This window comes from Candidatus Mycoplasma haematobovis (assembly GCF_001645765.1).
In the GTDB taxonomy this organism is placed as follows: Bacteria; Bacillota_I; Bacilli_A; order Mycoplasmatales; family Mycoplasmoidaceae; genus Eperythrozoon_B; species Eperythrozoon_B haematobovis.
In genome coordinates, this window is sequence record NZ_LWUJ01000011.1 from 168,591 (window position 1) to 192,821 (window position 24,231).

The window sequence follows — 24,231 nt, forward strand, 5'->3', positions numbered from 1 at the left end:
AAAAATAGACTAAATGCATAATATACAGGAGTACCTAAATTATTTTACTTCAAAAAAGTTTTTTTTAAGTTTACTAGGAAAAACTATTTATCAAAAAACTTTAAGAATTTACCTTTTTACAGCTTTTTTTGGAGCTATTCTTTTATGAATACCTGCTTTATCTAACAAGGATGGAATATACATTATTGATGCTTTCTTTATTTCTATTTCGGCCTTTACTAATACCGGCTTAACTACTGAAACAACTTCCTCTAAATTTACTTTTTTTGGACAATTAGTAATACTAATTCTTATTCAGTTAGGGGGGATAGGGTTTATTACTGCGATTATTTGTCTTTGATCTTGGATAGCTAAAGGGGGTAATTTAAATGCAGAAAGTAGGTGGTTCTTACACTTTGAAAGAGGCAGTTACAATAGAGTTGAATCAACACAGTCATTTAAAGCCGGAGTAATAGTATTACTAGTTACAGAAGCAATAGGAGCATTCTTACTTACTATATTCTTTTTTTGTGCCACTCCAGATGCCACCGCTAAGGAAACTCTAAATTTTAAAGGAGATTTTTTTAAATCTTTATGAGCAGGAATATTCCATTCTATTTCTGCAGCTAATAATGCTGGTTTTGATATTCTCGGTGAGCATTCTATTATGCCCTACAGAAGTGGGGCTAATAATATTCTTTCGGTAATATTACTTATTGAGTCTGTTATTGGAGGAATTGGATATCCAATTTATTATGATCTTTATTTACTATACAAAAATAAACAAAGAGGAAAACATCATCAATTAAGTCTATTCACAATTATTTGTTTAAGCACTTACTTTTTTGTAGCTTTTCTTTCAACTTTCTTAGTTTTATTTTTTGAAGTAGGTTTTGGGAGAGACTATCCAACTGGTACCATAATTTATCCTAACGATGCAACAAGAGCAAAAGATAAATTTGTTTGAAATGATGCAGATAAGATGTGAAATATTGTTTACACTTCATTCTCGGCTAGATCTGCAGGCTTTTCTTCACTAGATGTAGGACAAGTTACAGAAGAAACTAAGTGACTATTATCTATTCTTATGTTTGTAGGTACTTCTCCTGCGTCTACGGGAGGAGGAATAAGAACTATTACTATATTCCTAATATTAGCTAAGATTTGATTTACTATTAAAGGAAAAAATCATTTAACTATTAGGAATAAGACTGTTGATCCTGAAATAATTTTTGATGCTTGTCAAGCTTTTGTTGTTGCAACTATCTTAATAATTGGCTGCATTTTCTTAATATTCCTATCTTTAAATAAGAAGAATTTAAAGATAGGGGATGTAGCTTTTGAAGCTTCTTCTGCTTTTGGTACTACAGGGTTAACAGCTAATGTAACTAAGGAATGTAATTTCTTTGGAAAAATAGTAATTATTTTTTTAATGTTTATTGGACAGTTAGGAGTATCTAACTCTTTACTATCCTTTACAGATCTCCAACCAAAAGGAAAAAATATTCGTTATTGTGCAGAAAATTTAAAGATTATTTAATATTATTCCCATTCAATAGTACTTGGTGGCTTAGTACTTAAGTCATATACTACTCTTGAAATTTCTGGAATACTATTAACTATCTCTGTGGCTACTTTAGTTAAGAATTCAAATGGTAGTTCAGTTACATTAACTGTCATGAAATTAGTAGTATTTATTGATCTTAAAGCTACTACATAACCCACACTTCTCCGATCACCTTTAACTCCAACGCTTTTTGTATTTAGTAAGACAGCAAAAGCTTGTGAAGCTTTTGAATAAAGTCCTTCTTTTTTAAGTTTTGAAACAAATAAAGCATCTACTCTCTTAATTATTTCAATTTTTTCTTCTGTTACCTCTCCCATTATTCTTATGGCATATCCAGGACCTGGAAAAGGATGTTCTTTAAGAATAAAATCTGGAAGTTCTAGTTTCTCTCCCCAAGTTCTTACTTCTTCTTTAAATAAGTGCGAAAGAGGTTCAATTAATTCAAATATATTTCTTAATTCACTAATAGTGTTGTGATGTGTTTTAATTACATCAGAATTAGCACTCTTTTCGCCCGATTCAATTAAGTCAGAAAGTATTGTCCCTTGTGCTAAATATTTAATATTTTTCTCACTAGCAACAAACTCTTTAAATATTTCAAGAAATAACCCTCCTACTACTCTCCTTTTCTCTTCTGGATTCTCTATGCCTGTAAGGGCATTATAGAATCTTTTTTTTGCGTCAATAACATGAAAATTATTCTTTAATTCTCCTTTAAAGTAATCAATTATTATTGCTTTTTGTTTATCTCTTAATAAGCCATTATCTACAAAAACACCTATTACGCTTTCTGGATTCGCTTTTTTAAGTAATTTAGCCACTACTGAAGAATCTAACCCACCAGAAAGAGCCAATAATACTTTATCTTTACCTATTTTTTCTCTTATCTCTACTACTTTATCTTCACATAACTCACCCATTTTTCATTTCTGACTTAATCTACATATTAATAACAGAAAGTTCTTAATAATTCTGTCTCCTCATTCAGAGTGCTCTACTTCTGGATGAAATTGAAGAGTGTAAATATTTAATTTATCATTAGCTGTAATAGTACAAGAGTTATTTGTTTTTGCTAATAAAGTAAAGTCTGGAGCAGGTTCAATTACGGAATCATTATGAGACATTCATACATTGAAATTTATTGGTAATCCATCAGTAAGAATATGTTCACTAACTTTACTTACTTTAGTATTTCCAAATTCTGGATATTCTCCATAATTCATAGTACCTCCAAGCCTTTTGTGTACTAATTGCATTCCATAGCAAATGCAAAGCATTGGCTTTTTGAAAGTAAAAATTAAATCTAATAAATCTTCGTGTATGGAATTCTCTACTGATTCTGGACTACCTGAAAGTATTATTGCTTGAAAATCTTTAGCTACTTTTCGAACTGTTTCATATTCTGCCTTTACTATTTCTGAATAAATCTCATTATCTCTTATTTTCTTTGCAATCAGCTGAGAATATTGAGAACCAAAATCAATAATTAAGACACCACCTCCCTTAGTTGGGTTCATCCAAAGAGTTTAAATAATTTTTTATGGCTATAGCTGCTGTCGCGCCATCACTAATAGCAGTTACTACTTGTCTAAGGCCTTTAGAAATTATATCTCCCGCAGCATAAAGTCCTTCTTCAGAAGTTCTCATATTTTCATTTACTTTAATAAATCCTCCTTCATCTCTTTCGAGATTTAAAGAACTAAGAAAAGAGCTTTCGGGAATTAACCCTACATAAAAAAAAACACAATCACCTTCTATTAATTTCTCATTTTCCCCCTTAATTATTAAACCCCTTACTACTTCATTTTCTACTTTAACTTCTGTTGGAATATATGGAGTATTAACAATGATGTTGTTAATACTTTTCATTTTCTTAACACTTACTGCATCTGCTCTAAATTCATTTCTTCTATGAACTAAATTAACTTTAGATGTAATATCAGATAAATAAATAGCTTCCTCTACAGCAGAATTCCCCCCACCTACTACCACAACATTTTTTCCTTTGTACAAATTACCATCACATATTGCACAATATGAAACTCCTTTTCCATAATATTCCTTAACATTAGGAATATCTAGCACTCTTTCTTTCATGCCTGAAGCTATGAGTACTGTTTTGGATCTATATACTTTATTTTCTGAATATACTCTTCATTCCCCCCCTTCTTTCTTAAGATCTATTACTTCTCCTCAAAATTGTTGTACTTCATTATCTAGAGCCTGTTTCAGCATTTTCTCAGCTAAATCAGGGCCTAAATTTTCTAAATATCCTGGATAGTTTTCAATTGATTGAGTTTTATTTAACTTTCCTCCTGGGTATTCCTTCTCTATGAAAGCTGTTTTTAAACAAGCTCTAGTAGCATAAATAGCTGCCGTTAAGGAGGCAGGACCTCCTCCTATTATGAATAAATCAAATAATGTTTCATGAGTCTTTTTCCCCGATTGCATACAAAAATGGTGGGGCTAACGGGGCTCGAACCCATAACCTTACCCTTATAAGAGGTACGCTCCGCCGATTGAGCTATAGCCCCATCTTACTAGAAAACTATATATTATTTTTATATTAAAATTAGATATTGGGTGTCGGGCTTTAACATTGTAGCTTTTTTAAATAAAAAGCGAATTAATGAACCTCTTACTGAACTGGAGATAAAGAGTTTTGTGCGATCTGTAGCGGATGGTACACTTCCTAACTATCAAATTTCTGCTTTTTTAATGGCAGTGTGTATTAATGGTCTTAGTGCACAAGAAACTACTTGGCTTACTTTGGCTATGGCTGAGTCAGGTGATTTTCTTTTGCCTTTGCCAAATAAGAAAGAAGGAGAGATATATGTAGATAAGCACTCTTCTGGAGGTATAGGTGATAAAACTTCATTAATTTTGTTACCTATATTAGCCGCCGGAGGACTTAATGTAGTTAAGTCTGCTGGAAGAGGATTGGGTTTTACTGGCGGAACAATAGATAAGCTTTCTTCTATTTCTGTAGATACTGATATTCCTTTAGAGGAAGCTTTCAAAATCTTAGAGAAAACAAAGATATTTATTATTGCTCAAAGTAAGAATATTTCTCCTGTAGACAAAATTTTTTATCAAATAAGAGATGTAACAGCTACAGTTGAAAACGTACCATTAATAGCTTCCTCAATAATGTCTAAGAAGTTGTCTTTAAATTTAGATCATTTATTCTTAGATGTTAAGTATGGAAGTGGTGCTTTTTGTAAGACTTTCGAATATGCACAAGAGTTAGCAGCACTTATGTATTCTATTGGTAAATTAGCAGGACTTGAAGTAAGTGTACATATTACTTCTATGCAACAGCCATTGGGAAATTGTGTAGGTAATGCTATTGAATTATTAGAAGCACAAAAATTTTTAGCTGGGGAAGAAGTAGCTTCAGATTTGAAAGAATTTATTACTACTTTTGCTACAGATATCTTCCTACTTACCGGTCTATTTAATAATAAAGCAAGTGCATTAGCAAGAGTAGAAGAGATATTGAAAAATAAAGAAGCATTAAAGGTTAGTGAAAATTGATTTAAAGAACAAAAAGGAGATATAGATAGTTACATCTCAAGAAAGTACTTTAATCCAAAGCATAAAAAAGATTTGTTATCCCCTAGTGAGGGATATTTAAATTTTAAAAATAATGAAGTTATAGGTTGGTTAGCAAATGAGCTGGGAGCTGGGAGAACTTCGGTAGAATCAAGTATAGATATGCATGCAGGATTTAAATTTCATAAAAAAATTAATGATTATGTAAAAAAAGATGATTTGCTATTAACTATGTATTCCTCTTCACCCATAAAAGATTCAATAGTTGAGAAAATGCTTGAAAATATGGAATTTAATTCAGTAGCAAATGAAATAAACAGATTGATTGTGCAATATGAAGGCTAGTAAGGATACTAAACCTAAACCTAAACCTAAACCTAAACCTAAACCTAAACCTAAACCTAAACCGAAGGCTACAAAAAAATCAAAAGTTGAAGAACCTAAGATAGTAATGCCCCCTAAGAGAAGGGGAAGGGTTGCAAAAAGAGGAGATAATTTCCATAAAGTTTATGAGAAAATTCTTGAAATAAAGCAGGAGTTAGAGGATACTAAGCAAAAATTTGTTGAGGATGCGGCAGAAATCAAAAGTTTTGTTTTTGAAGCTAATACTAAAAGGATTAAGTTTGATTCGAAGACAGCAATAACTAAGTTACTTGATCCATTAATTAATCAGGCATACAACGTAAGAAAAGGTAGATTTAAGCTTTCGAAAGAGTCGCTAATATTGGCTCTTGAAGACTACATGCCTATTCCTGATGAAAAGTGAGAAGAAATAGCACAAAAACTTTCACTTAAGAATATCAATATTGAAGAGCTTACAGAAGAGGAAGAAATAGCACACTATGAATATCAAGATGGAAAGAGTTTAGAGGATTCAAAAATGGATGGTAGAGAGAGGGGGGCTAGTGATACTTCCAAATCTTTCTTATCTACTTTACATTTTTCAAAAATGCTTACTTCTGATGAAGAGAAGAAGTTAGCAAAACTTATGGATAATCCAGATACTAGAGAATTTGCTACTAAGCAATTAATGACCTCAAACTTGAGGTTAGTTATTTCAATTGCTAAGAAATATTTGAATAGGGGCTTTAATTTAGGAGATTTAGTTCAAGAAGGAGTATTTGGATTAATGAAGTCTATTTCTAAGTTTGATTACAAATTTGGTAATAAATTCTCTACTTATGCCACTTGATGAATAAGACAAGCCATTACCAGAGCTATAGCTGATCAATCAAGAATTATTAGAGTTCCAGTACATATGGTTGAAATAATTAATAAATATGTCAAAGCTGAAAAAGATTTAATACTAGAGCATGGTGTAGAGCCTACTATTGAACAATTAGCTCAAGAGATGCAAAAATATAATCCTCAATTTACCGTTCAGAAAATTAGCGATATCAAGAAATTAAATATTGATTTAGTTTCTTTAGATAAGCCTATTGCACATAATGAAACAACTAATTTTTCAGACTTTGTACAAGATACTGATTTACAAAGTCCTGAAGAAGTAGCAGCCCAAACACATAAATCAATGGTATTGCAAGAGTTTCTTAAATCAACTTTAGATGACGATGAATTAACAATAATTCATATGCATTATGGATTAGGGAAATTTAAGAGTCAATATACTGTTGAACAAATAGTAAGTGAGAAATTACTTAATCCAAAGAATAAAGGAATGCTTAAGAATAAATCTATTAATTTAGTTATTAATAATATGCTTTCTAAACAGAAAACTATGAAGCCCGAAGAGTGGAATAAAGAGAAGTCAAAAGTAGAAAATTTTGTTAAGAAAAAAATATCTCAATCTTTGAGAAAGCTTAAAAAGCCTTCCAAAAATGGGAAATATAAGGCAATTCTTGGTATTGGTAGTTAATTAAATAAATTTATTGAAAATTAAAAAAAATATTTGGAACAAACAACATCTACTTATGGGTTGGAGATCTGGGGACGTTTGTCTTTGATATAGGAGTTGCTTTATTCATCCTTAAAGGTTTATTCACTGAAATTGAAGAAGTAATTACTAATTCTACAAAAGAAATTCCAGAAACTTGGGTTCCAGCACCAGTAAGTAGTACTGAAAAATAAAATTGATGAAGAGAAAAAGAGCTAAGAATAAAATAGAGACTCAAGAAATCTATTCAATTTTAAATTTTTAGAACTTGTGCCAATGGAACAGACAGAACACTTGACTATCAAATTCCAGAGTAAGAAAATGTTTTACCAAATGATATATCGGAACTAGCTTTCACGTAATTTGAAGATATAGATTTTCTCGAAAAAAACAACACTTACAATCAATTAATACCATATCACAATACAGATTATTTAAGAGAAAAACATAAAGAAAATTGCGAAAGATATGTTAAAGGAGAAAGAATGGTGACAATTGTGATACAGGAGATAAGTATGGTTATTTTGATATGAATATTGCTCAAGAAGAATTAAGAGCTAATGAAGGCACTGTGTTAGGAAACAAACAAAAGAACTTAAATTATTCTATTCAGCATTTAATTTCTTAGACCGAAGTAAAGTAGATGTTGGCAAACATTTTGCTGATTTTTTAGTATTAGAGATTGAATTTATTAATGAAGATACGGCCAGAAAAGCAATTAACTATTTTACAGATAAATACAACGGTGACAACCGCCTAATTAATCTATTGGCTAAGCCTTTAGAGGAAAAATATAAATCATGATTTGAGTTACAAAACTCACTAGATAATTTCTACCCTCTGGCTTATCTAGTAGAGGGAAAGGGTGAATTTGAACAAACAAAAGTAGCTTCTAGATTAGGGGGATTGTGTAGTACTAAAAAAATTACTTCTTGAGGATGACAGTTGCCTAAATTTATTTGATATGGAGAGGAGCACAAAGAAATTGGCTATTTTTATCCATATTGGAAATAATCCCTTAGGAGGGGGTTTCTGGAGGATTATGTGTTTATGGTGATGACAATTTACTTGGAGCGCTTGTTTAAGGTAGCTACAGTAGTAGTTGAGCACAACCACTTAGAAATGCCGGTACTAAAAAAAGGACACATGGGGTTGATACTCATGCATATGATTTAATAGCAGGAGTTTCAGGACAATTAAACTCTTACAAATAACAGGTATAGAAGTATGTTTTTAATAAAGGTGGAGAAACCTGATTTGAGTAGAATTGGAAATTGCAAGAAAAACAATTAAATTAAGCTTTAAATATAGAAAAGTCGATAGATAATAGTTTTTCTTAAAGGACTATTGATTACTTTAGTGAACTTATTATATTTGTTGCAATCATCAAATCTGAATGAGACCCATCATCTAAATATTGTAGGAACATCAATAAATTCACGTCATTTTTTTGAAAAATCTTCTTCATCGATTGAGGCATCACTAAGTTTTTTAAATGTGGTTACTATTTTAGTTTTCATTTTTTGAAGCCTTTCTTTGGTTTCTTTTAATTCCGAATTAAGTTTTGATATTTTTTCAATTTGTTCTTTATTTTCATCGGTCTTAAATAATAAGTAGCTAAACCTCCTATATCGAATAGATAAATAGATGCTAGTTTAGTTTTTCCTATCGGTATTCTTTAATTTTTACGTAAGGTGTTTCTTTAAGAAATTGCTCAATTTTTTCAAAACACTCTATTTTTGATTGGGATTTAACGTTTTTTGTTAATTTTTGTAAAAGCTCTCCATACTTTTGACCCTCTTTATTTAACTTATTTACAAGCTCTTGTTTTTTCGTATTTAATTTTTCTATTAGCTCTTCTTGTTTGTTGACATTTCTTAAAGAAGGAAAAATGAGAAAAGACAATTACAAAGATTTTGCAGTTATTCAAGTTAAATTTAAGAATCAAAATTATACTGAAAAAGCAACTGGCAATTTTTGTGGAAAGTATTTAGAAAGCTTTAGGAAACCTCTTGGCATTTTTCCTTGAGAAAGAGAATTGCCTAAAAAAGAAGAGCACTTAAAGAATAATAAATATAGCCTAGGATATGAAGTACGTGTTAGCGCTACAAAGTATGATAATCGAAATGAAAAATTATTAAATGGAATTGAATAAATCTAAAGCGTGTAGATCATTTTTATTTGCTTAAAAATTTCGATATGAACTGTGGTGTATCGGGCAGATTGGTTATCGATGGAAATGGATATATTTTAGGAGTCAAAAGTTTGGCAAGCGCAAATAAAGATAGATCTTTAGTAGTTCAATTAAGATCAGAAGAACTTAATAACGATCGTATCAAAACTCCAAAATACGATTTAGTTGTGGGAGGTGGCGAAGATCAAACAAGTTCTTACAAAGAACAAGTAGTGAAATACATTCTTAATGAAGGAAGAAGAACTTTATTAAGTTAAAGAGGGGGGGTGACAACGAACAGAAAGAACCACTGTAAATTAACTTAGACAGGCATCAATAAAGGCAAAAGTTTATTGTTTTTTAAAGAATAAAAGAATAAACACTTTCAATGATGGCTGTAAGTTTTAAAACTGGTGGAGCTTTAATTTTAACGGCATCTACAGCTATTTTTGCCTTTAAGCAATTAGCTACAGATGCTGATTTAGTAGTAGATTCTTCTAATTCAAGGCAAATAGAAAATACTTCTGATGTTTATTCATCTGAGCCAGATCCATCAAATGAAATAGAGGATGAAATTTCTTGAGAATCAGAAGAGATAATAGATGAATCACGTAAAACAGTTGGATTAGGGGATTCAGATAATGGATCACCTTGGCCTACAAAGTACAAATATTTGTCAAATAACAATAGACATGATTTTCTTTTAAAGCCTTATTCAGAACAAGAGAAAAAGGTAAAGAGGGCAGAAGCTGAAAGGATTTATGAAACTTTAAATGATTTCACATTTAAGTTCTTTATGCCTTGTGGATTTGGGACAGGATGAATATTAGACTATGAAATTCCTAAAGATCCTAATAAGTATCCCACAAAATGATATATTGCAACTAATGCACACGTAATTTGAAGGATTAATTTTGAAGATAATCCTTACAAACAAAAATTAACAAAGGATAAATCATGAACAGAGCATTTAAGAACAAAATATAAGGAAGAATACGAGAAAGTCAAGAATTATTCAGGACCCGTAAGGGATAAATGTAAAGCAGTAGATAAGTTTGGTTATGTTGACTTTAATATTTCACAAGGAAGAACAGGAATAGCAAGAAAAGCCGATGTTGGTGGCGTTGTTCAAAAACAAATAAATGCACCTAAGTTATTCTATGGCGCATTTAATTTCTTAAATCCAGAAGTTGCAGCAAATCACCAAATACCTAAGAACCATTTTGCCGATTTTGCAGTATTAGAGATTGAATTTACTGATCCAACAGTTGCAAAAGTAGCGACAAACGATTTTGTATCTAAATACAAAAATAAACCAGATGCTATTAATGTACTTGGTAAGCCAATAGAAGAAAAATATGAAAAAAAAGAAGATCTTTGAGCAGCAAGGGATAACTACTATATTTTTGGTTACCCTATTATGGTAGGTACAGATAAATGAGTTCCAACTGCAAATTTCAATAATAATACAGCAATTGCTTCACATTTATTTGACTGGGAGTATGGACCAGAAGAAAAAGCAAAAAGATACAAAGGATTTGTTGATGTTAAAGATAGTGGAGGATATTATCATGGTAGCAGTAGACAAAAATTTAATTGAAATGGCGAATATTATTACGAATTTGGACACCGTTACAAATTTAGAGAAAATCCATTAGCACCAGGGTCATCTGGCGCAATGTATGTTGATGGAGAAGGGACTGCAGTTGGTATGATTGTTCGAACTAGCGGTAATAAGTATGGAGATAATGGTAATGGAGGATCTAGTTCTTGAGCACAACCTTTTAGAAGTAATGGAACTGTAGAAGTTAATGGAGTTAAGACACCTAAGTATGATTTAATCTCAGGAGTTGAAGGACAAATAGGCTCTTACAAACAACAAGTAGAGGAATACATTCTTAATCAGGGAAGAAGTACTTGATTGAGTGAGAAAGCAGGTTGAAAACCAACAAAAGCAGTTTCTTAAAATCAGCTTAGACAGGCATCAATAAAGGCAAAAGTTTATTGTTTTTTAAAGAATAAATCGATATTTGCTATGAAGTTGAGAACTGGAATTTTATTTGGTTTTAGAGGATTATTTCCAGAAGAAAGTCAAGTTATTTCTGAAAATTTAAATAAAGAGAAAGATGTTACTTATGAAAGTTCATATCAAGAACCGACTTTAATTAAAGGAGCGGTTGATATTCCAAGAGAGGTAGCTCCTTTTCTTATAGGAAATCCACAAGGAAAATATGATTGAGGAGTTGGATATACCCAGGAACAGAAAGAGCAAAATAGAAAAGATGCTGAAAAAATCTATGGTACTTTAGATGACTATACCTTTAAGCTTTATTTGCCTTGCACTGTAGGTACTGGTTGAATATTAGACTATCAAATCCTTCAAAATAAAGAAAAATATCCTACAAAATGATACATTGCAACAAACATGCATGTTATTTGAAGACTTAAATTCTCTAACAAAAATAATGATTATGGAGAGACTTTGATGTATTCAAATACAGATTATTTAAGAAATCGAAGCGCAGAAGGAAATGCCAAAAATTATGAAGGAAAAGTAAGAGACAAATGTGAAAATATAGAGAAAACCGGTTATTTTGATATGAATTTTGGAAATGAAAAAACATGAAAGCAAGGTAGACAAAGTGAATTTGGTGCAATTGATTTCCTAGAAGGAGAAAGCAAGAAGGTTGCAGGTGAATATCATTTTGCCGATTTTGCAGTATTAGAGATTGAATTTACTAGCTCCGAAGAAGCAAAAACCGCAACAAATGGTTTTGCTGAAAAATACAAAATTGGGGGGTGAAGCCGAACCTATTAGATTCGGTAGGTCATTAGAAAAAAAATATGCGACAAAAAAGGATCTTTGATAAGCCAAAGACAATTACTATATTCTTGCTTATCCTGTCTTAAAAAAGAACGGCAATGAACATTGAAAACAAACAAGAAATTTTGATGAAGAAACAACAATTGCATCTCATTTATTAGGAAATAGTTGAGATTGAAAAACAGCAAAAAAGGAGCATAGCGACTATAGAGGATTTGTTAGCGCCAAAAGAACTTCTCCTTGAGGAACAACCAGATACACTCCCGCATTTAAATGAAATGGACAAATTTATGAAGAGTTTGGGCACAATTATGAGTTTGATCATCATCCAATGGCAGGAGGTTCTTCTGGCGGAATATTTGTAGATTCAGATGGCTATGCAGTTGGAATTATTAATGTAACTAGCGAAAATGAATATGGTACTGGAGGAATTAAATCTTGAGCTCTACCATTCAGAAGCGAAGGTAACGTAGAAGTTGAAGGGAAAGTTACTCCTCGATATAACTTAATCCTAGGGGGATTTGAAGGGCAAAAGAGATCATATTTTAGTCAAGTAAAACAGCACATTCTTGATAAAGGAGGTAAAAGATGATTAAGTTAAAGCGGAAGATTGCAACTAAAAGAATTAATACCTTCAAAACCTAGGAATTAAAGCACTTTAAATAAGCATCAATAAAGGCGAAATCTGATTTTTCAAAAGAATAAAAAAATAGATTTTGTCAAGAATGCCTGTAAATTTAAAAGTTTTAGGAGCTGGCATTTTAACTGTATCAACAGCCTTTATTGCTTTGAAGCAATCAGGCAGCGAGAGTGTTTTAGTTGAATCTACAAAATCCGCTCCAACAAAGGATGTTTCTAATGTAGATACAATTGGTCCTCATCCAGAAATACAAAATTCGTATGATTCAAATCCTTTATCTTTACAATTGGGTAGTACCTGAGAACCTTCTCCTGTGAATTATACGGGTGAAATAACCGAATCTTATGATTGAGGAGTTGGATATACAAAAGAAGATAAAGAGAGAAATAGAGAAGTTGCAAATAAAGTTCTTGGCACTTTGGAGGACTATACTTTCAAATTGTTTTTGCCTTGTACTGTAGGAACAGGTTGAATATTAGACTATGAAATTCCTAAAGATCCTAATCAGTATCCTACAAAATGATACATTGCAACAGCTTCACACGTAATTCAAAGACTTAGTTTTTCTGAAAATCCTTACGGACAATTATTGCCAAAGAGGCACGAATGGGCAAAAACCGCGAGACAAAAGAAACAAACCTACATTGATAGTATTAGTGATCCTAATTATGAAGTAAGAAGAAATTGCCAAGCTTCTCACGATTTAGGTTATTTTGATATGAATATTTCTCAAGAAAAAACATGAGAGGCAGGAAGACGAGCAGATATTGGGGGGGGTGGCTAATAAACAAATGAAAGAACCCAAGCTATTCTATTCAGCATTTAAATTCATAAAAGAAGATTACGAAAAAGCGGGAGGTCGTAATCATTTTGCTGACTTTTCAGTATTAGAGATTGAATTTAATGATGAACAATCTGCAAGAGTAGCCACAAATAATTTTGCAGATAAATACAATGTTGAAAATAAGACTGAACCAATTAAATTTGGTAGATCAATAGAAGAAAGATATCCAACAAAAGAGCAGTTATGAAAAGCAAGAGATAACTATCATATTCTTGCTTATCCTGTTGTGCCTGGGAAAGATCCATGAAAACACACAAATAACTTTGATGAAAAAACAACATTTGCTTCACATTTAGCTGGAAATGGTTGGGATTACGAAAAAGCAAATAAACCAGATAAGTGAAGAGGTTTTCTTTCCGCTAAGAAAAATTCTGTATTGGGAACGGTATACGCACCAAAATTTAAATGACATGGAGAACATTTCCATGAATTTGGCCATTTTTATGGTTTTGATCATAATGGTTTAGATGGTGGAGCTTCTGGAGGTTTGTTTGTAGATAGTGATGGGTACGCAGTCGGAATGCTTGTACAAATTAGTGGAAGTATGTCTTTAGCTCAACCTCTTAGAAGTTCTGGTGTAAAAGGACACGATTTTGAGACTCCTGCTTACGATTTAATATTAGGGGCCGAAGGTCAAATCGGTTCTTACAAAGAGCAAGTAGAGGAATATATTGTTAGAAGAAACAATGGGGATACTTGATTAAGAAGAAGCGGAAGATTGAAAACGCCTACGAAAAAATTAACTTCTTAGATTAATTATTATTAAGGAATATAGTTATTTATTTACTAATAAGATTAGCAAAAGATAATATGAATAAAAAGAAATAAAATTAGCAGAATGTTAATAACTAAGTATATAGTACCATTTCCCCTTAATTAATGATTGATAATAATTTAAATATAGGAGGTCTTTCTGTAGAGGATCAAGAGTCTTTAAATAAGAAATTAGGTAATGTAGTTTCTCAAACTATTCCTACCAAGTTCTATGCATTAGGGGGAGTAGAAGAAATTGGTAAGAATACTTATTGTATTGAGCATGATGATGAAATATTAGTTATTGATGCTGGTATTAAATTTGTAAATAAGAGACATTTTCCAGGACTTAGTGGAGTTATTCCTTCTCTTTCTTACTTAAAGGCTAATCAACACAAAATTAAAGCTTTAATAGTAACTCATGGTCATGAAGACCATATTGGTGGAATAGTGCATGTACTTAAACAAGTTAATTTTCCTATTATTTACAGCCCAATAATGGCTTCTGAATTAATCAAAAGAAAAGTAAGTGATAATAAGTTGCCTAATCAAAACATAGTTCTTTATTCATCTAATTCTGTTTTCTTTACTAAACATTTTGTTATTGATTTCTATAAAGTAAATCATTCTATTCCTGATTCTTTTGGAGTAGCTTTATTAAGTCCTAATGGGGTAATAGTTTCTTCTGGGGACTTTAGATTTGATTTTGCTAGTAAGAATGATAAGTTTGATTTACAAAAGTTAAGTCAAATAGCCAGCAGGAGAAAAGTAGATTTATTACTATGTGAATCTACTAATGCTGAGCAATCTGGATTCAATGAAAGCGAAAAAGTAGTTATTAATGAGATTCACAATATTATGTCCTCTGTAGAGGGCAGAATAATTATTACTTTCTTTGCTTCGAATATAGGAAGAATTGAAGAGATATTTAAGATTGCCGTTAATTTAAATAAAAAAATTATTATTCTAGGACATTCAATAGATGCAAACGTTACTGCATCTAAGAATGTAGGTTATTTAAGAGCTAATGATGAGATCTTAATTTCTCCTAAAGATATTAATTCTTATCCTGATAATGAAATATTAATTATTTGTACTGGTTCTCAGGGAGAAGATAATTCAGCTTTAAATAATATTTCCAAGAATAAACATCCATATATCAAACTTAAACCAACTGATAGTATTATCTTTTCTTCAAATGTAATACCCGGCAATACAGCAGCAGTAGAGGGAGTAATAAATAGATTACATAAGTCTGGATGTAATATTTATTTAAATTCTTCAAATTTAAAAATTCACTCTTCGGGACATGCTTCAAAATTAGAACAGCAGTTATTTGTTTCATTAGTAAATCCTAAGTACATAGTGCCTATACATGGAGAAACAAGAATGATGAAAGCTTTAGCTAGGAATTGTGTAGAGATAGGATTTAATGAGAAGAACATTTTCCTTGTTAAGAATGGGGATGTGGTTCAGTTACTTAATGGGGAAGTTTCGGTACCAGGAGAAAAAGTAGATGCTTCTTTATTGTATATAGATGGAGATGAGACTACTTCAGAAGGAGAAAGTATTTCTAAGAAGAGAGCAGAATTAGGTGCTAAAGGAATAGTTCTTATACATATCTTTATTGATTCTAAGAAGCAAGAGTTACATACTATTTCACCTATTGCAAATGCTGGTTGTTTCTATTTAACTGAATCAATAGAGTTTGTTAAGAAGTTACAAAATGATATTCAGAATGAAATTAAGACTGTTTTGAGAATGAGAAAGTCTAATTCTGAATTATTAGCTTCTCTTAAAGCGCTTATTTCTAAAGAGCTTTATGTTGAGAAGAAACAAAGACCTAATGTTGAAGTATTAATTACTGATATTACTAAAGAAGACTTATTTAAGGATGGTGTAATGCCTAAACAGGATTAATTTTATTAAGTAATAATTCTTTAATTAAAGCTATTATTTCTTCAATAGTCTTGTTATCTGTATTAATTTCAATGGCATCTTCTGCTTTCTTTAAAGGATCTAACTCTCTACTACTATCTTGCTTATCTCTTTCTGTTATTTCTTTAGCTATATCTTCAATACTCTTATTCTCTAATAAATTCTTATTTTGTAATTCTTTATATCTCCTATCGACTCTTACTTCTTTACTAGCAGTAAGAAATATTTTAAGAATAGCATTAGGAAATACTTGAGTACCTATATCTCTTCCTTCCATTATTACATTTTCAGATAAAGCTATAGATCTTTCAATCTCTAAAACATAAGCTCTTATTTCTCTTAATTTTGCTATTTCTGAAGCTTTCTTAGCTACTTCTCCTTTGCTAAATTCTGATAACTCTATTTCTTTTTCATCCAAGAATCACTTATTTCTCTCAAATCTAAATAATTTAAATTTAGTTAGCTCTAATAAAGCATCCTCTACTGTTTTTGATTTGCGAAGAATATATCAAGCTAATCCCCTAAATATTAAACCTGTATTTATGTGTAAATAGGATAACTCTTTGGAAAGTTCTCTAGCAACAGAACTTTTTCCTACTCCAGATGGACCATCAATTGCAATTTGAAAAAACAATATTCTTTAAATTATTCCTATTTATTTTATAGAGGACTTACCCCCTTAGGATTTTTAAAGGCTAAAACTTATTTAACTTTTACACTATCTAATTGATTCTCGAAAATCATATTTTGAGTTCAAATCAAAAAATTTTCGAAAAAAATTTATTGTTAGATATCCAGCTTCTAGAGCCAACATTGTGAAATTATTTTTCAAAAAATGAAAAAATTTTTAAAAAAAAATTATTTGTTGTTAAATTTTTTGTTTAGAATCTATTAGCGTTATGAACAAAAAAGAATTAATTTCAGAAATTGCAAAAAGATCAGGAGTTTCTCAAAAAGATGCTCAATCTGTTCTTAATGCTTTTCAAAGACTTACTTTGGAGAATTTAAAAAATGATAAAGAAGTTGTTTTTTTAGATCTTGGTAAATTTAAAGTTGTTGAGAGAGCTGCAAGAAAAGGCGTTAATCCTGCTACAAAGCAACCTATTGACATTCCTGCTAAAAAGAAACCAAGTTTAGTAGCTTCTAGAAAATTTAAAGCTTTTGTTGAAGGTTCAGAAGATATTGATAATTTTAGCTACTAGTTGAAGTTTTTACTAGTAGATTTAGCAAAGAAGATATATTTATCTCCTACTAAACATACAATTGATGATTGTATTTCTTATTTAGATCAGGTAGATTCAGATTTAAATAAACTTAAATCTATTGATACAGAAGGAGTATCTCCCTTTGTTTTAAAAAGAGAATTTAGTCTAACTCCTGATAAGATAGAGTTTTCTTATAAGAATAAAGAAGACTCAGCACTAAACTCTTTAACTGATTCATATGAGTTCACTAATATCAAGGACAAAACAGATATTTAAATCTTTAGCCGAAGAAGAGAGCAACTCTTACCTTTCTTCTACTTTAAATAAAGATATTTCACTTAAGAAAATTAATAATCCTTTAGCTAATACTATTTATTCTTTAAAGGATTTAATTTCAAATACAGATGGTTATGTAACTGGAGGTTCTAAATTTCTTTCTAAATACAAACCACCTTTTGATGCTACAGTTTATGAAATACTTAAGAAAGCTGGAGCAATAAATATAGCTAATGCTAATTTAGATGAATTTGGATTAGGCGGAACAGGTTTACATGCTTATGGAGGAGAAGTAAGAAATCCTTTGGATACTACAAGAATGATTGGAGGATCTTCAGCAGGAAGTGCTTATTTAGTAAAGAAAGGTTATGTTGATTATTCAATAGCTTCTGATACTGGAGACTCAGCAAGAATACCTGCTTCTTATACTGGTATATATGGCTTTAAACCTAGTTATGGCATGATCTCTAGATATGGTTTTTTTCCTTTTTGTTCACAATTTGATACTCCTGCTATTATTGCTTCATCATTAGAGACTATTGCTACAGTATTTTCAGAAATTTCAGTTCCTGATGAGCGAGATTTAACAACTTTAAGTACTATTAAATACAATTACATCAAAGCACTTGAAACTCCTTTAAAAAAACCCATAAAAATAGCTATTTTTAAAAATCTATTCAATTCTCCTTTTAGGGTAGAAGAAAGATTCAAAGAATTAATCGAAAAATTAAAGGAAAAAGAAGAAGTACAAATAGAGCTTTATGAATTTAATAAAGAATTATTAGATTTATGTACTTTAATTTATTCAATTGTTTCTAGATCAGAAAGTATTTCCAATTATTCTAATTTAACTGGTTTATTTTTTCCATTTGAAACAGATCCTAAATTTAATGTTATTAATAAACAGAATGGACGTGATTATTCTGAAATATTATTTAATAATAGGAGTGTATTAGGGAAAGAGTTTGTATATAGACAAATAACTGGTATGTATTTCTTAAATGGAAGTAATTATGAAAATGTATATTTAAAGAGTAAGAAATTAATTACTTTAATTAATAAAGAAATAGAGGAACTCTTTACTAAATTTGATTTAGTAATAAGTCCTACTTCTGAAGATATTGCTCCTAAAGCAGACGAATATAAAAGAGAGTACAAGCCAAACACTGCACAAAATATTCTATTACTAGCAAATTTCTGTTCATTACCTGCAATCTCTATACCCTGAACTACTTTAGATAATATGCCAGTAGGCTTACATTTAATGAGTGCTTTTAGGAGTGATGCTTTCTTGCTTAATGTAACTAAATATATTAAAGAATGAGTTACATAACTTCAATTGGGTTAGAGATACATATTGCTCTCAAAACTAATCAAAAAGTTTTTGCGCCAGAAAGTGAGCAACAATCTTCTTGAATTTCTTTAGGATTTCCAGGTACTTTACCAACTCTTAATTTAGAGGCAGTTAAGAAAGCTATTACTCTTGCTTATTCTTTAGGAGCAGAAGTTAATTATGAAAATATAGTTTTTGATAGAAAAAATTACTTCTATTGTGACTTACCCAGAGGTTACCAAATAACCCAATACTTTAATCCTATTGGAAAAGGAGGCTTTATTGACTTAGGACATAAAAAAATATTTATTAAACAAATACATTTAGAGGAGGATTCAGCACAACAAAATAAACAAGGACATACAGTAAGACTTACTTTCAATAGATTAGGTAGAGCTTTAGCAGAAGTAGTTACTAAACCAGACTTTAGTTCTTACGAAGAGATAGAGTTATTTCTTAAGAAACTAAGAAGAATATGTAATTTCTTTAATGTATCTACAGCTTCTTATGAAGAAGGAAAGATGAGAGTGGATTTAAATGTATCTGTAAGAAAAGCTAATTCAGAAAATCTTTCAGCTAAATCAGAAGTTAAGAATTTAAATAGTCTTTTTGCTTTAAAGAGTTCAATAAATTATTTAGTAGATATTCAAACTAGGAAGCTGGAAGAAGGAGAAGAGTTAAAGAGCTACACTTATGCTTGAGTAGATAAATTAAAGAAATGTGAAATAATGAGGAAAAAGGAAGAAGCAACAGGATATTTCTATATTCCTGAAGCTAATATTCCCCCACTCGCGTTTACTAAGGAGCAATACGAGAATATTATTAATGAACACAATATCAATTTAGAAAATTTAGAAAAGAGCTTAGTAGAGAGGGGACTTAAAGAAACAGAAGTAGAGCATTTATTAGATAATCATACTTTATTTTTGTATGTTCAAAAGTTAGATGAAAAATTAAATAATCTTAAAGCTTCTTACAATTGAATTATTAATGTTTTGGTCGGTATGGTAAATGATATTGAGAGTATTCCTTATGATGAAATTGAGAAAGTAATATTAGATGTTGAACTTAAGAAGAAGTTTAATTCAAGAATTGCTAAAGATATCTTTAAAGTAATTCTTGAAAAGAAATTAAGTTACAAGAGTGCAATCAGGAAGCTTAAAGTTTCAGAAGTATCAGATGATGATGCTATTAGAGTTTGAGTAAGAGAAGCTTTTGAAAAGTACAAAGGACAGTTGCTTGATCTCTTAAAAAATCCTCCTAAATTAGAAAGATTAATAATTGGAGAATGTATGAAAGCTTCTAAGGGACAAGCAAATCCTATTAAAACTAAGACTATTTTTGAAGAACTTTTATTAAAGTATAAAATATAGTTAATGGCTATCGACAAAGATTTAATACTTAAATTAAGAGGTTTAAGTCATGCTGGTTTTGCTGACTGCAAGAAAGCTTTAGAGGAAACTAATAATGATATTCAAGAAGCTATTAAGTGATTAAGAAAGAAAGGTATTGCAAAAGCTACTGATAAATATGCTCTTAAAGATGCTAAAGAAGGAGGTACTTGGGTAAAGAAAGATGAAAACGGTATTGCACTTATTGAATTAAATTCTGAAACAGATTTTGTAGCTAATTCTGAAGGCTTTGGAACACTAGCTAATAGTATAGTTAATACAATATTAGAGAATAAAGTTGATGATTTGGAAGCAGTTAAGAATTTAAAGTTAAGTAGTGGCGAGAGTGTTTCAGAAAGTTGTTTACATTTATCCTCAATAACAGGAGAGAAAATTGTTTTAAATAGAGTTAAATATGTATCCGTAAGCGCTGAAGAAACAGCATCTTGTTATAGACATACTAATGGTAGAATTTCTGCACTTTTGATTTTTGATAAGAAGTTTGATGAAGATTTAGCATTTAAATTAGCTGTTCATTATGCAGCTAATAGTCCTAAATTTATTACTGCCGATCAAGTAGATGAGAGGTGAGTGGCTTCAGAAAAAGAAATAATATTAGCTCTTTTGGAGAAGGAGAATAAACCTGCAGAATATAGGGATAATATTATTGAACAAAGACTTAAAAAAACAATACTTAAAGAGACTTTAATGGAACAAGATTTTTTGTATGATACTTCTAAGAAAATTAAAGATGTACTTAAAGAGTTAGGGGCTTCAATAAAGATTGCTATGTTCTTTGCTTTAGGCGAATCTCGCTAATCTCTTTTCATCCTTTCTCTTTATTGTCTCTAGTTTTTGCTTACTGGTATATTTATTTCTTTTTGCAAGCAATAAAGTAATCTTTATTTTGTAATTTCTTAAATAAAGATTACTGGGAATAAGTAAATACTTCTTCTCTTTAACATTCCTTATTATTTTTTCAATTTCATGTCTATGTAGTAATAACTTAATATTCTCTTTTGCAAAGCCCCTAAGAAATATTTCTCCATTCTTAATTCATCCATGGCTCCCTGATAAAGATAGTTCGTAATTAAGTATTTTTTTTTTTGAGCCACTATTAAGTACTAAGCCACATTCATATTTACCAAATACTTCATAAAATCTTGTATTTTTCTTATTACTAAGTAGCTCTTTAATGGACATTAAAGAACTTTAACTAATTTAAATTCTTTAGAGTTATGTACTGGTTTAACTAATAAATAACTACCTAAAGTTAAAGGAATTCTACTCTTTACATGTCCTTCAACATAGTAATTATCTATGCGTACAAAAGCTCCATTTTTTGAAGGAGAAACAACTCTAGCTTTAAAGATTGAATCTAATTTTTTATTCATAAATTGAATTATTTTAGAATTCTCTATCTCTTTACTAATTTCATTACTTTTGATTTCTGAATTAGTAGACTCTACAGCAATCTCATCTAATAATCTATAAATTTCATCTCCTCCTGTACTAGGTAATGATTTCTTTTCAAATACATAATCTCAAAGCATCTTATGTACCATAGCATCAGGATATCTACGAATAGGAGAAGTAAAGTGTAAGTAGTGCTTTAAATTAAGACCAAAATGACCTAAATTATTAATTGAATATCTAGCTTTTTGTAGAGAGCGCAATAATAATAAGAATATTAAATCTAAATTAGGATTAGAGTTATTAGATACGAATCAATTAGAGATTACTTTTTGATTTATTTTTTCAAAACTATTATCAGGAATTTTGAATTCAAGATTTTTAACTTCCTCCGCAAACATAAGCATCTTATTAAATTCTGGATTTTCATGCACTCTGTAAATGCTTGGTATTTTCTTTTTGAAGAACAATCTAGCTATTCCTTCATTAGCCAAAATCATGAAATTTTCAATCATGATTTGAGCATGATCTCTTTTGTACTGATATAGCTCAATAATATCTCCATTATCATCTAATTTTGCTTTAATTTCAGGTGATTCAATAGATATATACCCCCTCTTTATTCGATTATTCTCTAATATTCTGTAAAGCTCTAATCCTAAATCTAGCGACTCTCTTATTTCTTTTTTTTCTTCCTTGAAATCATTCTTCTTATTGAAATAATCATTAACTTCTGAATACGAAAATCTTCTGTGAGAATGAATAATTCCAGGCTTTACATCCAAACTATCTCATAATACTTCTCCTTTTTCAGTAATTTCAACTGAAAATACAATAGCACATCTATCTTCATTAGGAATTAAAGAACAATAATTATTAGAGAGCTTAATAGGAAGCATAGGAATTACAGAATCTAAAAAATAAATTGAAGTTCCTCGTTCTCTTGCAGTCCTATTAGTACAGGGAGAATTTCTTAAATAAGTTCAAACATCCGCAATAGCTACATAAAGAAGATATTTATTACCTTCTTTGTAAACAGCTATCGCATCATCAAAGTCTTTAGAATCTGGAGGATCAATAGTTACAAATCTAATATCTGTAAAGTCTTGCCTAAGAACATCATCTCTATGTTTATTAATATCCAACTGTATCTTTTCCATCTCTTTTTCAACATCATCTGGAAAGACTTCTTGAATACCATGATCTTCAAGAATAGATAAGATTTCAATATTTAAATCTCCTTTATTTCCTATTTTTTTGACAATTTGACCTTGCAAATTATCAAGCTTAAATTCTGATAATTTAATAAGTACTTTAGTACCTATTTCATACTTATCTGAATCAGTTACAACAACTTTATTTAATTTTGGATTATCTAAAAGAACATAAGACTTATTAGTTTCTCTATATACTACTTCTCCTACATAATCTGTCTTAAATCTCTCTAATACTGAAAGTATCTTAGCTTCATATTTCTTTCTCTCATCTGTACTAGCTCTATTCTTAATTACTATATATTCAACTAAATCTTTATTTAAAGCAGTATTAATATTCTCTCATCGAACATACAAATCTGTACCTTCAATAAAGCCATAATTACCATGAAATTTAAAAACTCCTTTGGCTACAGTATTTTCAATCACTTATTATTTCTTACCGTGGAGAATAGAAAAAATTATTAATAAGAAGATCATTATGAACATTACTATCCTTAATATTTTTACTAAGCCATAATCCTTAGTTTTTTTAAATAGCTCTAGGTCATGACCTGATAAAGCTGCTAATCCACCAGTAGATCCAGCATTGGATAATAGTAAGCCTATTATCAAAGTTAAGATAGCAAAGATATATATAGCTATTTGGTAAAAATACATTAGTCTTTAAATTTTAGTGGAAGAACAATACATAAAGGTTTGTTTAAATTGTCAAGGCAATTGAGAAGAGTGCAAAGGTATTAATTGTCAAACATGAGATGGCGCTTGTTGTGAAGATTTTAATTGCAAAGATATGGAAAATAGAGCATTTTGATACACTTTAAAAAAGAAATAAGTTTGAAAATATTTAATCCCCACCTATATCCCCTGCCAACAGAATTAGAAAAATTTTTTAATAACATATATTTACACATATGTGAAAAATTTAATTGTCCTAAATATGAAATAGAGTTAAGTGTGATTAGTGAAGAAGAAATAAGGGAATTAAATAAGAATTATAGGAATAAAGATAAAGAAACTGATGTGCTTTCTTTTCCTATGAAAACTGATGAGAGCGAATTATTTCTAGGAGCTATATATTTTTGTTATTCAGTAATAAAAAAAAATAATTCTAATTTATTATCAGAATTTTCCCTTTTATTTATTCATAGTTTCTTACATTTATTAGGGCATGAGCATGGAGAGCTTATGTTTCAATTACAAGAAGAGATATTTAAACATTTTTTTTAAAT

Annotated in this window: 25 protein-coding genes and 1 tRNA gene; 18 read left to right on the top strand and 8 right to left on the bottom strand. The window is 30.2% G+C overall.

What is annotated here, in order from left to right; all coding sequences use genetic code 4:
- Window positions 1-13: 13 nt before the first annotated feature.
- Window positions 14-1,519, top strand: a complete 1,506-nt coding sequence (locus tag A6V39_RS02985) for a TrkH family potassium uptake protein (protein WP_187150165.1) — start codon at window positions 14-16, stop codon at window positions 1,517-1,519.
- A gap of 2 nt (window positions 1,520-1,521) precedes the next feature.
- On the opposite strand, the gene guaA is transcribed toward A6V39_RS02985, so the two are convergent.
- The 3 genes from guaA to A6V39_RS03000 all read right to left on the bottom strand — a co-directional run bounded on the left by guaA (window position 1,522) and on the right by A6V39_RS03000 (window position 4,080).
- Entirely contained in the window at window positions 1,522-3,063 is a 1,542-nt protein-coding gene (guaA, locus tag A6V39_RS02990; protein ID WP_187150166.1) for a glutamine-hydrolyzing GMP synthase, read from the bottom strand.
- Window positions 3,050-3,997 carry an NAD(P)/FAD-dependent oxidoreductase gene (locus A6V39_RS02995; RefSeq protein WP_187150167.1) on the bottom strand — a complete coding sequence of 316 codons (948 nt, stop codon included), beginning with the start codon at window positions 3,995-3,997 and terminating at the stop codon, window positions 3,050-3,052. Before A6V39_RS02995 ends, guaA begins: the two co-directional genes overlap by 14 nt.
- A 7-nt stretch (window positions 3,998-4,004) precedes the next feature.
- Window positions 4,005-4,080: transfer RNA gene (locus A6V39_RS03000), tRNA-Ile, on the bottom strand.
- A gap of 49 nt (window positions 4,081-4,129) precedes the next feature.
- Between A6V39_RS03000 and A6V39_RS03005 the strand changes: the two genes are divergently transcribed.
- The 3 genes from A6V39_RS03005 to A6V39_RS03015 all read left to right on the top strand — a co-directional run bounded on the left by A6V39_RS03005 (window position 4,130) and on the right by A6V39_RS03015 (window position 8,009).
- Window positions 4,130-5,446: a thymidine phosphorylase gene (locus tag A6V39_RS03005; RefSeq protein WP_187150168.1), complete on the top strand. Its 1,317-nt coding sequence runs from the start codon at window positions 4,130-4,132 to the stop codon at window positions 5,444-5,446.
- The gene (locus tag A6V39_RS03010; RefSeq protein ID WP_222702664.1) at window positions 5,436-6,977 is read left to right on the top strand and encodes a sigma-70 family RNA polymerase sigma factor; all 1,542 of its coding nucleotides are present in this window, start codon (window positions 5,436-5,438) and stop codon (window positions 6,975-6,977) included. Before A6V39_RS03005 ends, A6V39_RS03010 begins: the two co-directional genes overlap by 11 nt.
- Before the next feature lie 786 nt (window positions 6,978-7,763).
- Window positions 7,764-8,009: a hypothetical protein gene (locus A6V39_RS03015; RefSeq protein ID WP_187150169.1), complete on the top strand. Its 246-nt coding sequence runs from the start codon at window positions 7,764-7,766 to the stop codon at window positions 8,007-8,009.
- 651 nt (window positions 8,010-8,660) lie between these two features.
- Here A6V39_RS03015 and A6V39_RS03020 read toward each other — a convergent pair.
- Window positions 8,661-8,900 carry a hypothetical protein gene (locus A6V39_RS03020; RefSeq protein WP_187150170.1) on the bottom strand — a complete coding sequence of 80 codons (240 nt, stop codon included), beginning with the start codon at window positions 8,898-8,900 and terminating at the stop codon, window positions 8,661-8,663.
- Here A6V39_RS03020 and A6V39_RS03025 point away from each other — a divergent pair.
- From A6V39_RS03025 to A6V39_RS03060, 8 genes are all read left to right on the top strand, one after another.
- Entirely contained in the window at window positions 8,887-9,150 is a 264-nt protein-coding gene (locus A6V39_RS03025) for a hypothetical protein (RefSeq protein WP_187150171.1), read from the top strand. The two genes, A6V39_RS03020 and A6V39_RS03025, sit on opposite strands and share 14 nt — an antisense overlap.
- 44 nt (window positions 9,151-9,194) lie before the next feature.
- Entirely contained in the window at window positions 9,195-9,446 is a 252-nt protein-coding gene (locus A6V39_RS03030; RefSeq protein ID WP_187150172.1) for a hypothetical protein, read from the top strand.
- A gap of 113 nt (window positions 9,447-9,559) precedes the next feature.
- Window positions 9,560-11,134, top strand: coding sequence for an MIP family Ig-specific serine endopeptidase (locus A6V39_RS03035; protein ID WP_187150173.1), 1,575 nt, complete (start codon window positions 9,560-9,562; stop codon window positions 11,132-11,134).
- A gap of 69 nt (window positions 11,135-11,203) precedes the next feature.
- Entirely contained in the window at window positions 11,204-11,986 is a 783-nt protein-coding gene (locus tag A6V39_RS03040) for a DUF31 family putative serine protease (RefSeq protein WP_187150174.1), read from the top strand.
- A gap of 337 nt (window positions 11,987-12,323) precedes the next feature.
- Entirely contained in the window at window positions 12,324-12,593 is a 270-nt protein-coding gene (locus tag A6V39_RS03045; protein ID WP_187150175.1) for a hypothetical protein, read from the top strand.
- 124 nt (window positions 12,594-12,717) lie between these two features.
- Window positions 12,718-13,416, top strand: a complete 699-nt coding sequence (locus tag A6V39_RS03050) for a DUF31 family putative serine protease (protein ID WP_187150176.1) — start codon at window positions 12,718-12,720, stop codon at window positions 13,414-13,416.
- Window positions 13,409-14,227, top strand: a complete 819-nt coding sequence (locus A6V39_RS03055; protein WP_187150177.1) for a DUF31 family putative serine protease — start codon at window positions 13,409-13,411, stop codon at window positions 14,225-14,227. The genes A6V39_RS03050 and A6V39_RS03055 overlap by 8 nt, the downstream gene beginning before the upstream one ends.
- Before the next feature lie 128 nt (window positions 14,228-14,355).
- Window positions 14,356-16,149, top strand: a complete 1,794-nt coding sequence (locus A6V39_RS03060; protein ID WP_187150178.1) for a ribonuclease J — start codon at window positions 14,356-14,358, stop codon at window positions 16,147-16,149.
- On the opposite strand, the gene cmk is transcribed toward A6V39_RS03060, so the two are convergent.
- Window positions 16,136-16,801 (bottom strand): (d)CMP kinase, encoded by a 666-nt coding sequence (cmk, locus tag A6V39_RS03065; RefSeq protein ID WP_187150179.1) that lies wholly within the window; start codon window positions 16,799-16,801, stop codon window positions 16,136-16,138. The genes A6V39_RS03060 and cmk overlap by 14 nt on opposite strands.
- Window positions 16,802-17,066: 265 nt before the next feature.
- On the opposite strand from cmk, the gene A6V39_RS03070 reads away from it, so the two are divergent.
- Genes A6V39_RS03070 through tsf form a run of 5 tightly spaced genes read left to right on the top strand, consistent with a single transcriptional unit; the run spans window position 17,067 to window position 21,191 of the window.
- On the top strand, window positions 17,067-17,369 hold the full coding sequence (locus tag A6V39_RS03070) for an HU family DNA-binding protein (protein ID WP_187150180.1): 303 nt from the start codon (window positions 17,067-17,069) through the stop codon (window positions 17,367-17,369).
- The gene (locus A6V39_RS03075; protein WP_187150181.1) at window positions 17,370-17,648 is read left to right on the top strand and encodes a hypothetical protein; all 279 of its coding nucleotides are present in this window, start codon (window positions 17,370-17,372) and stop codon (window positions 17,646-17,648) included. It abuts the gene before it with no gap.
- Window positions 17,611-18,981 carry an amidase family protein gene (locus A6V39_RS03080; RefSeq protein ID WP_187150182.1) on the top strand — a complete coding sequence of 457 codons (1,371 nt, stop codon included), beginning with the start codon at window positions 17,611-17,613 and terminating at the stop codon, window positions 18,979-18,981. The genes A6V39_RS03075 and A6V39_RS03080 overlap by 38 nt, the downstream gene beginning before the upstream one ends.
- Window positions 18,969-20,354, top strand: a complete 1,386-nt coding sequence (gene gatB / locus A6V39_RS03085; protein ID WP_187150183.1) for an Asp-tRNA(Asn)/Glu-tRNA(Gln) amidotransferase subunit GatB — start codon at window positions 18,969-18,971, stop codon at window positions 20,352-20,354. Before A6V39_RS03080 ends, gatB begins: the two co-directional genes overlap by 13 nt.
- Before the next feature lie 3 nt (window positions 20,355-20,357).
- Window positions 20,358-21,191, top strand: a complete 834-nt coding sequence (tsf, locus tag A6V39_RS03090; protein ID WP_187150184.1) for a translation elongation factor Ts — start codon at window positions 20,358-20,360, stop codon at window positions 21,189-21,191.
- On the opposite strand, the gene A6V39_RS03095 is transcribed toward tsf, so the two are convergent.
- Genes A6V39_RS03095 through secG form a run of 3 tightly spaced genes read right to left on the bottom strand, consistent with a single transcriptional unit; the run spans window position 21,174 to window position 23,659 of the window.
- Complete coding sequence (locus A6V39_RS03095) at window positions 21,174-21,575, bottom strand: SsrA-binding protein (protein ID WP_245633503.1); 402 nt, start codon at window positions 21,573-21,575, stop codon at window positions 21,174-21,176. The genes tsf and A6V39_RS03095 overlap by 18 nt on opposite strands.
- A complete protein-coding gene (locus tag A6V39_RS03100; protein ID WP_187150185.1) occupies window positions 21,575-23,428 on the bottom strand; it encodes a VacB/RNase II family 3'-5' exoribonuclease in 1,854 nt (617 codons plus the stop codon). Before A6V39_RS03100 ends, A6V39_RS03095 begins: the two co-directional genes overlap by 1 nt.
- A gap of 3 nt (window positions 23,429-23,431) precedes the next feature.
- The gene (secG, locus tag A6V39_RS03105) at window positions 23,432-23,659 is read right to left on the bottom strand and encodes a preprotein translocase subunit SecG (protein WP_187150186.1); all 228 of its coding nucleotides are present in this window, start codon (window positions 23,657-23,659) and stop codon (window positions 23,432-23,434) included.
- Window positions 23,660-23,836: 177 nt separating this feature from the next.
- On the opposite strand from secG, the gene ybeY reads away from it, so the two are divergent.
- A complete protein-coding gene (ybeY, locus tag A6V39_RS03110) occupies window positions 23,837-24,229 on the top strand; it encodes an rRNA maturation RNase YbeY (RefSeq protein ID WP_245633504.1) in 393 nt (130 codons plus the stop codon).
- Window positions 24,230-24,231 lie beyond the last annotated feature (2 nt).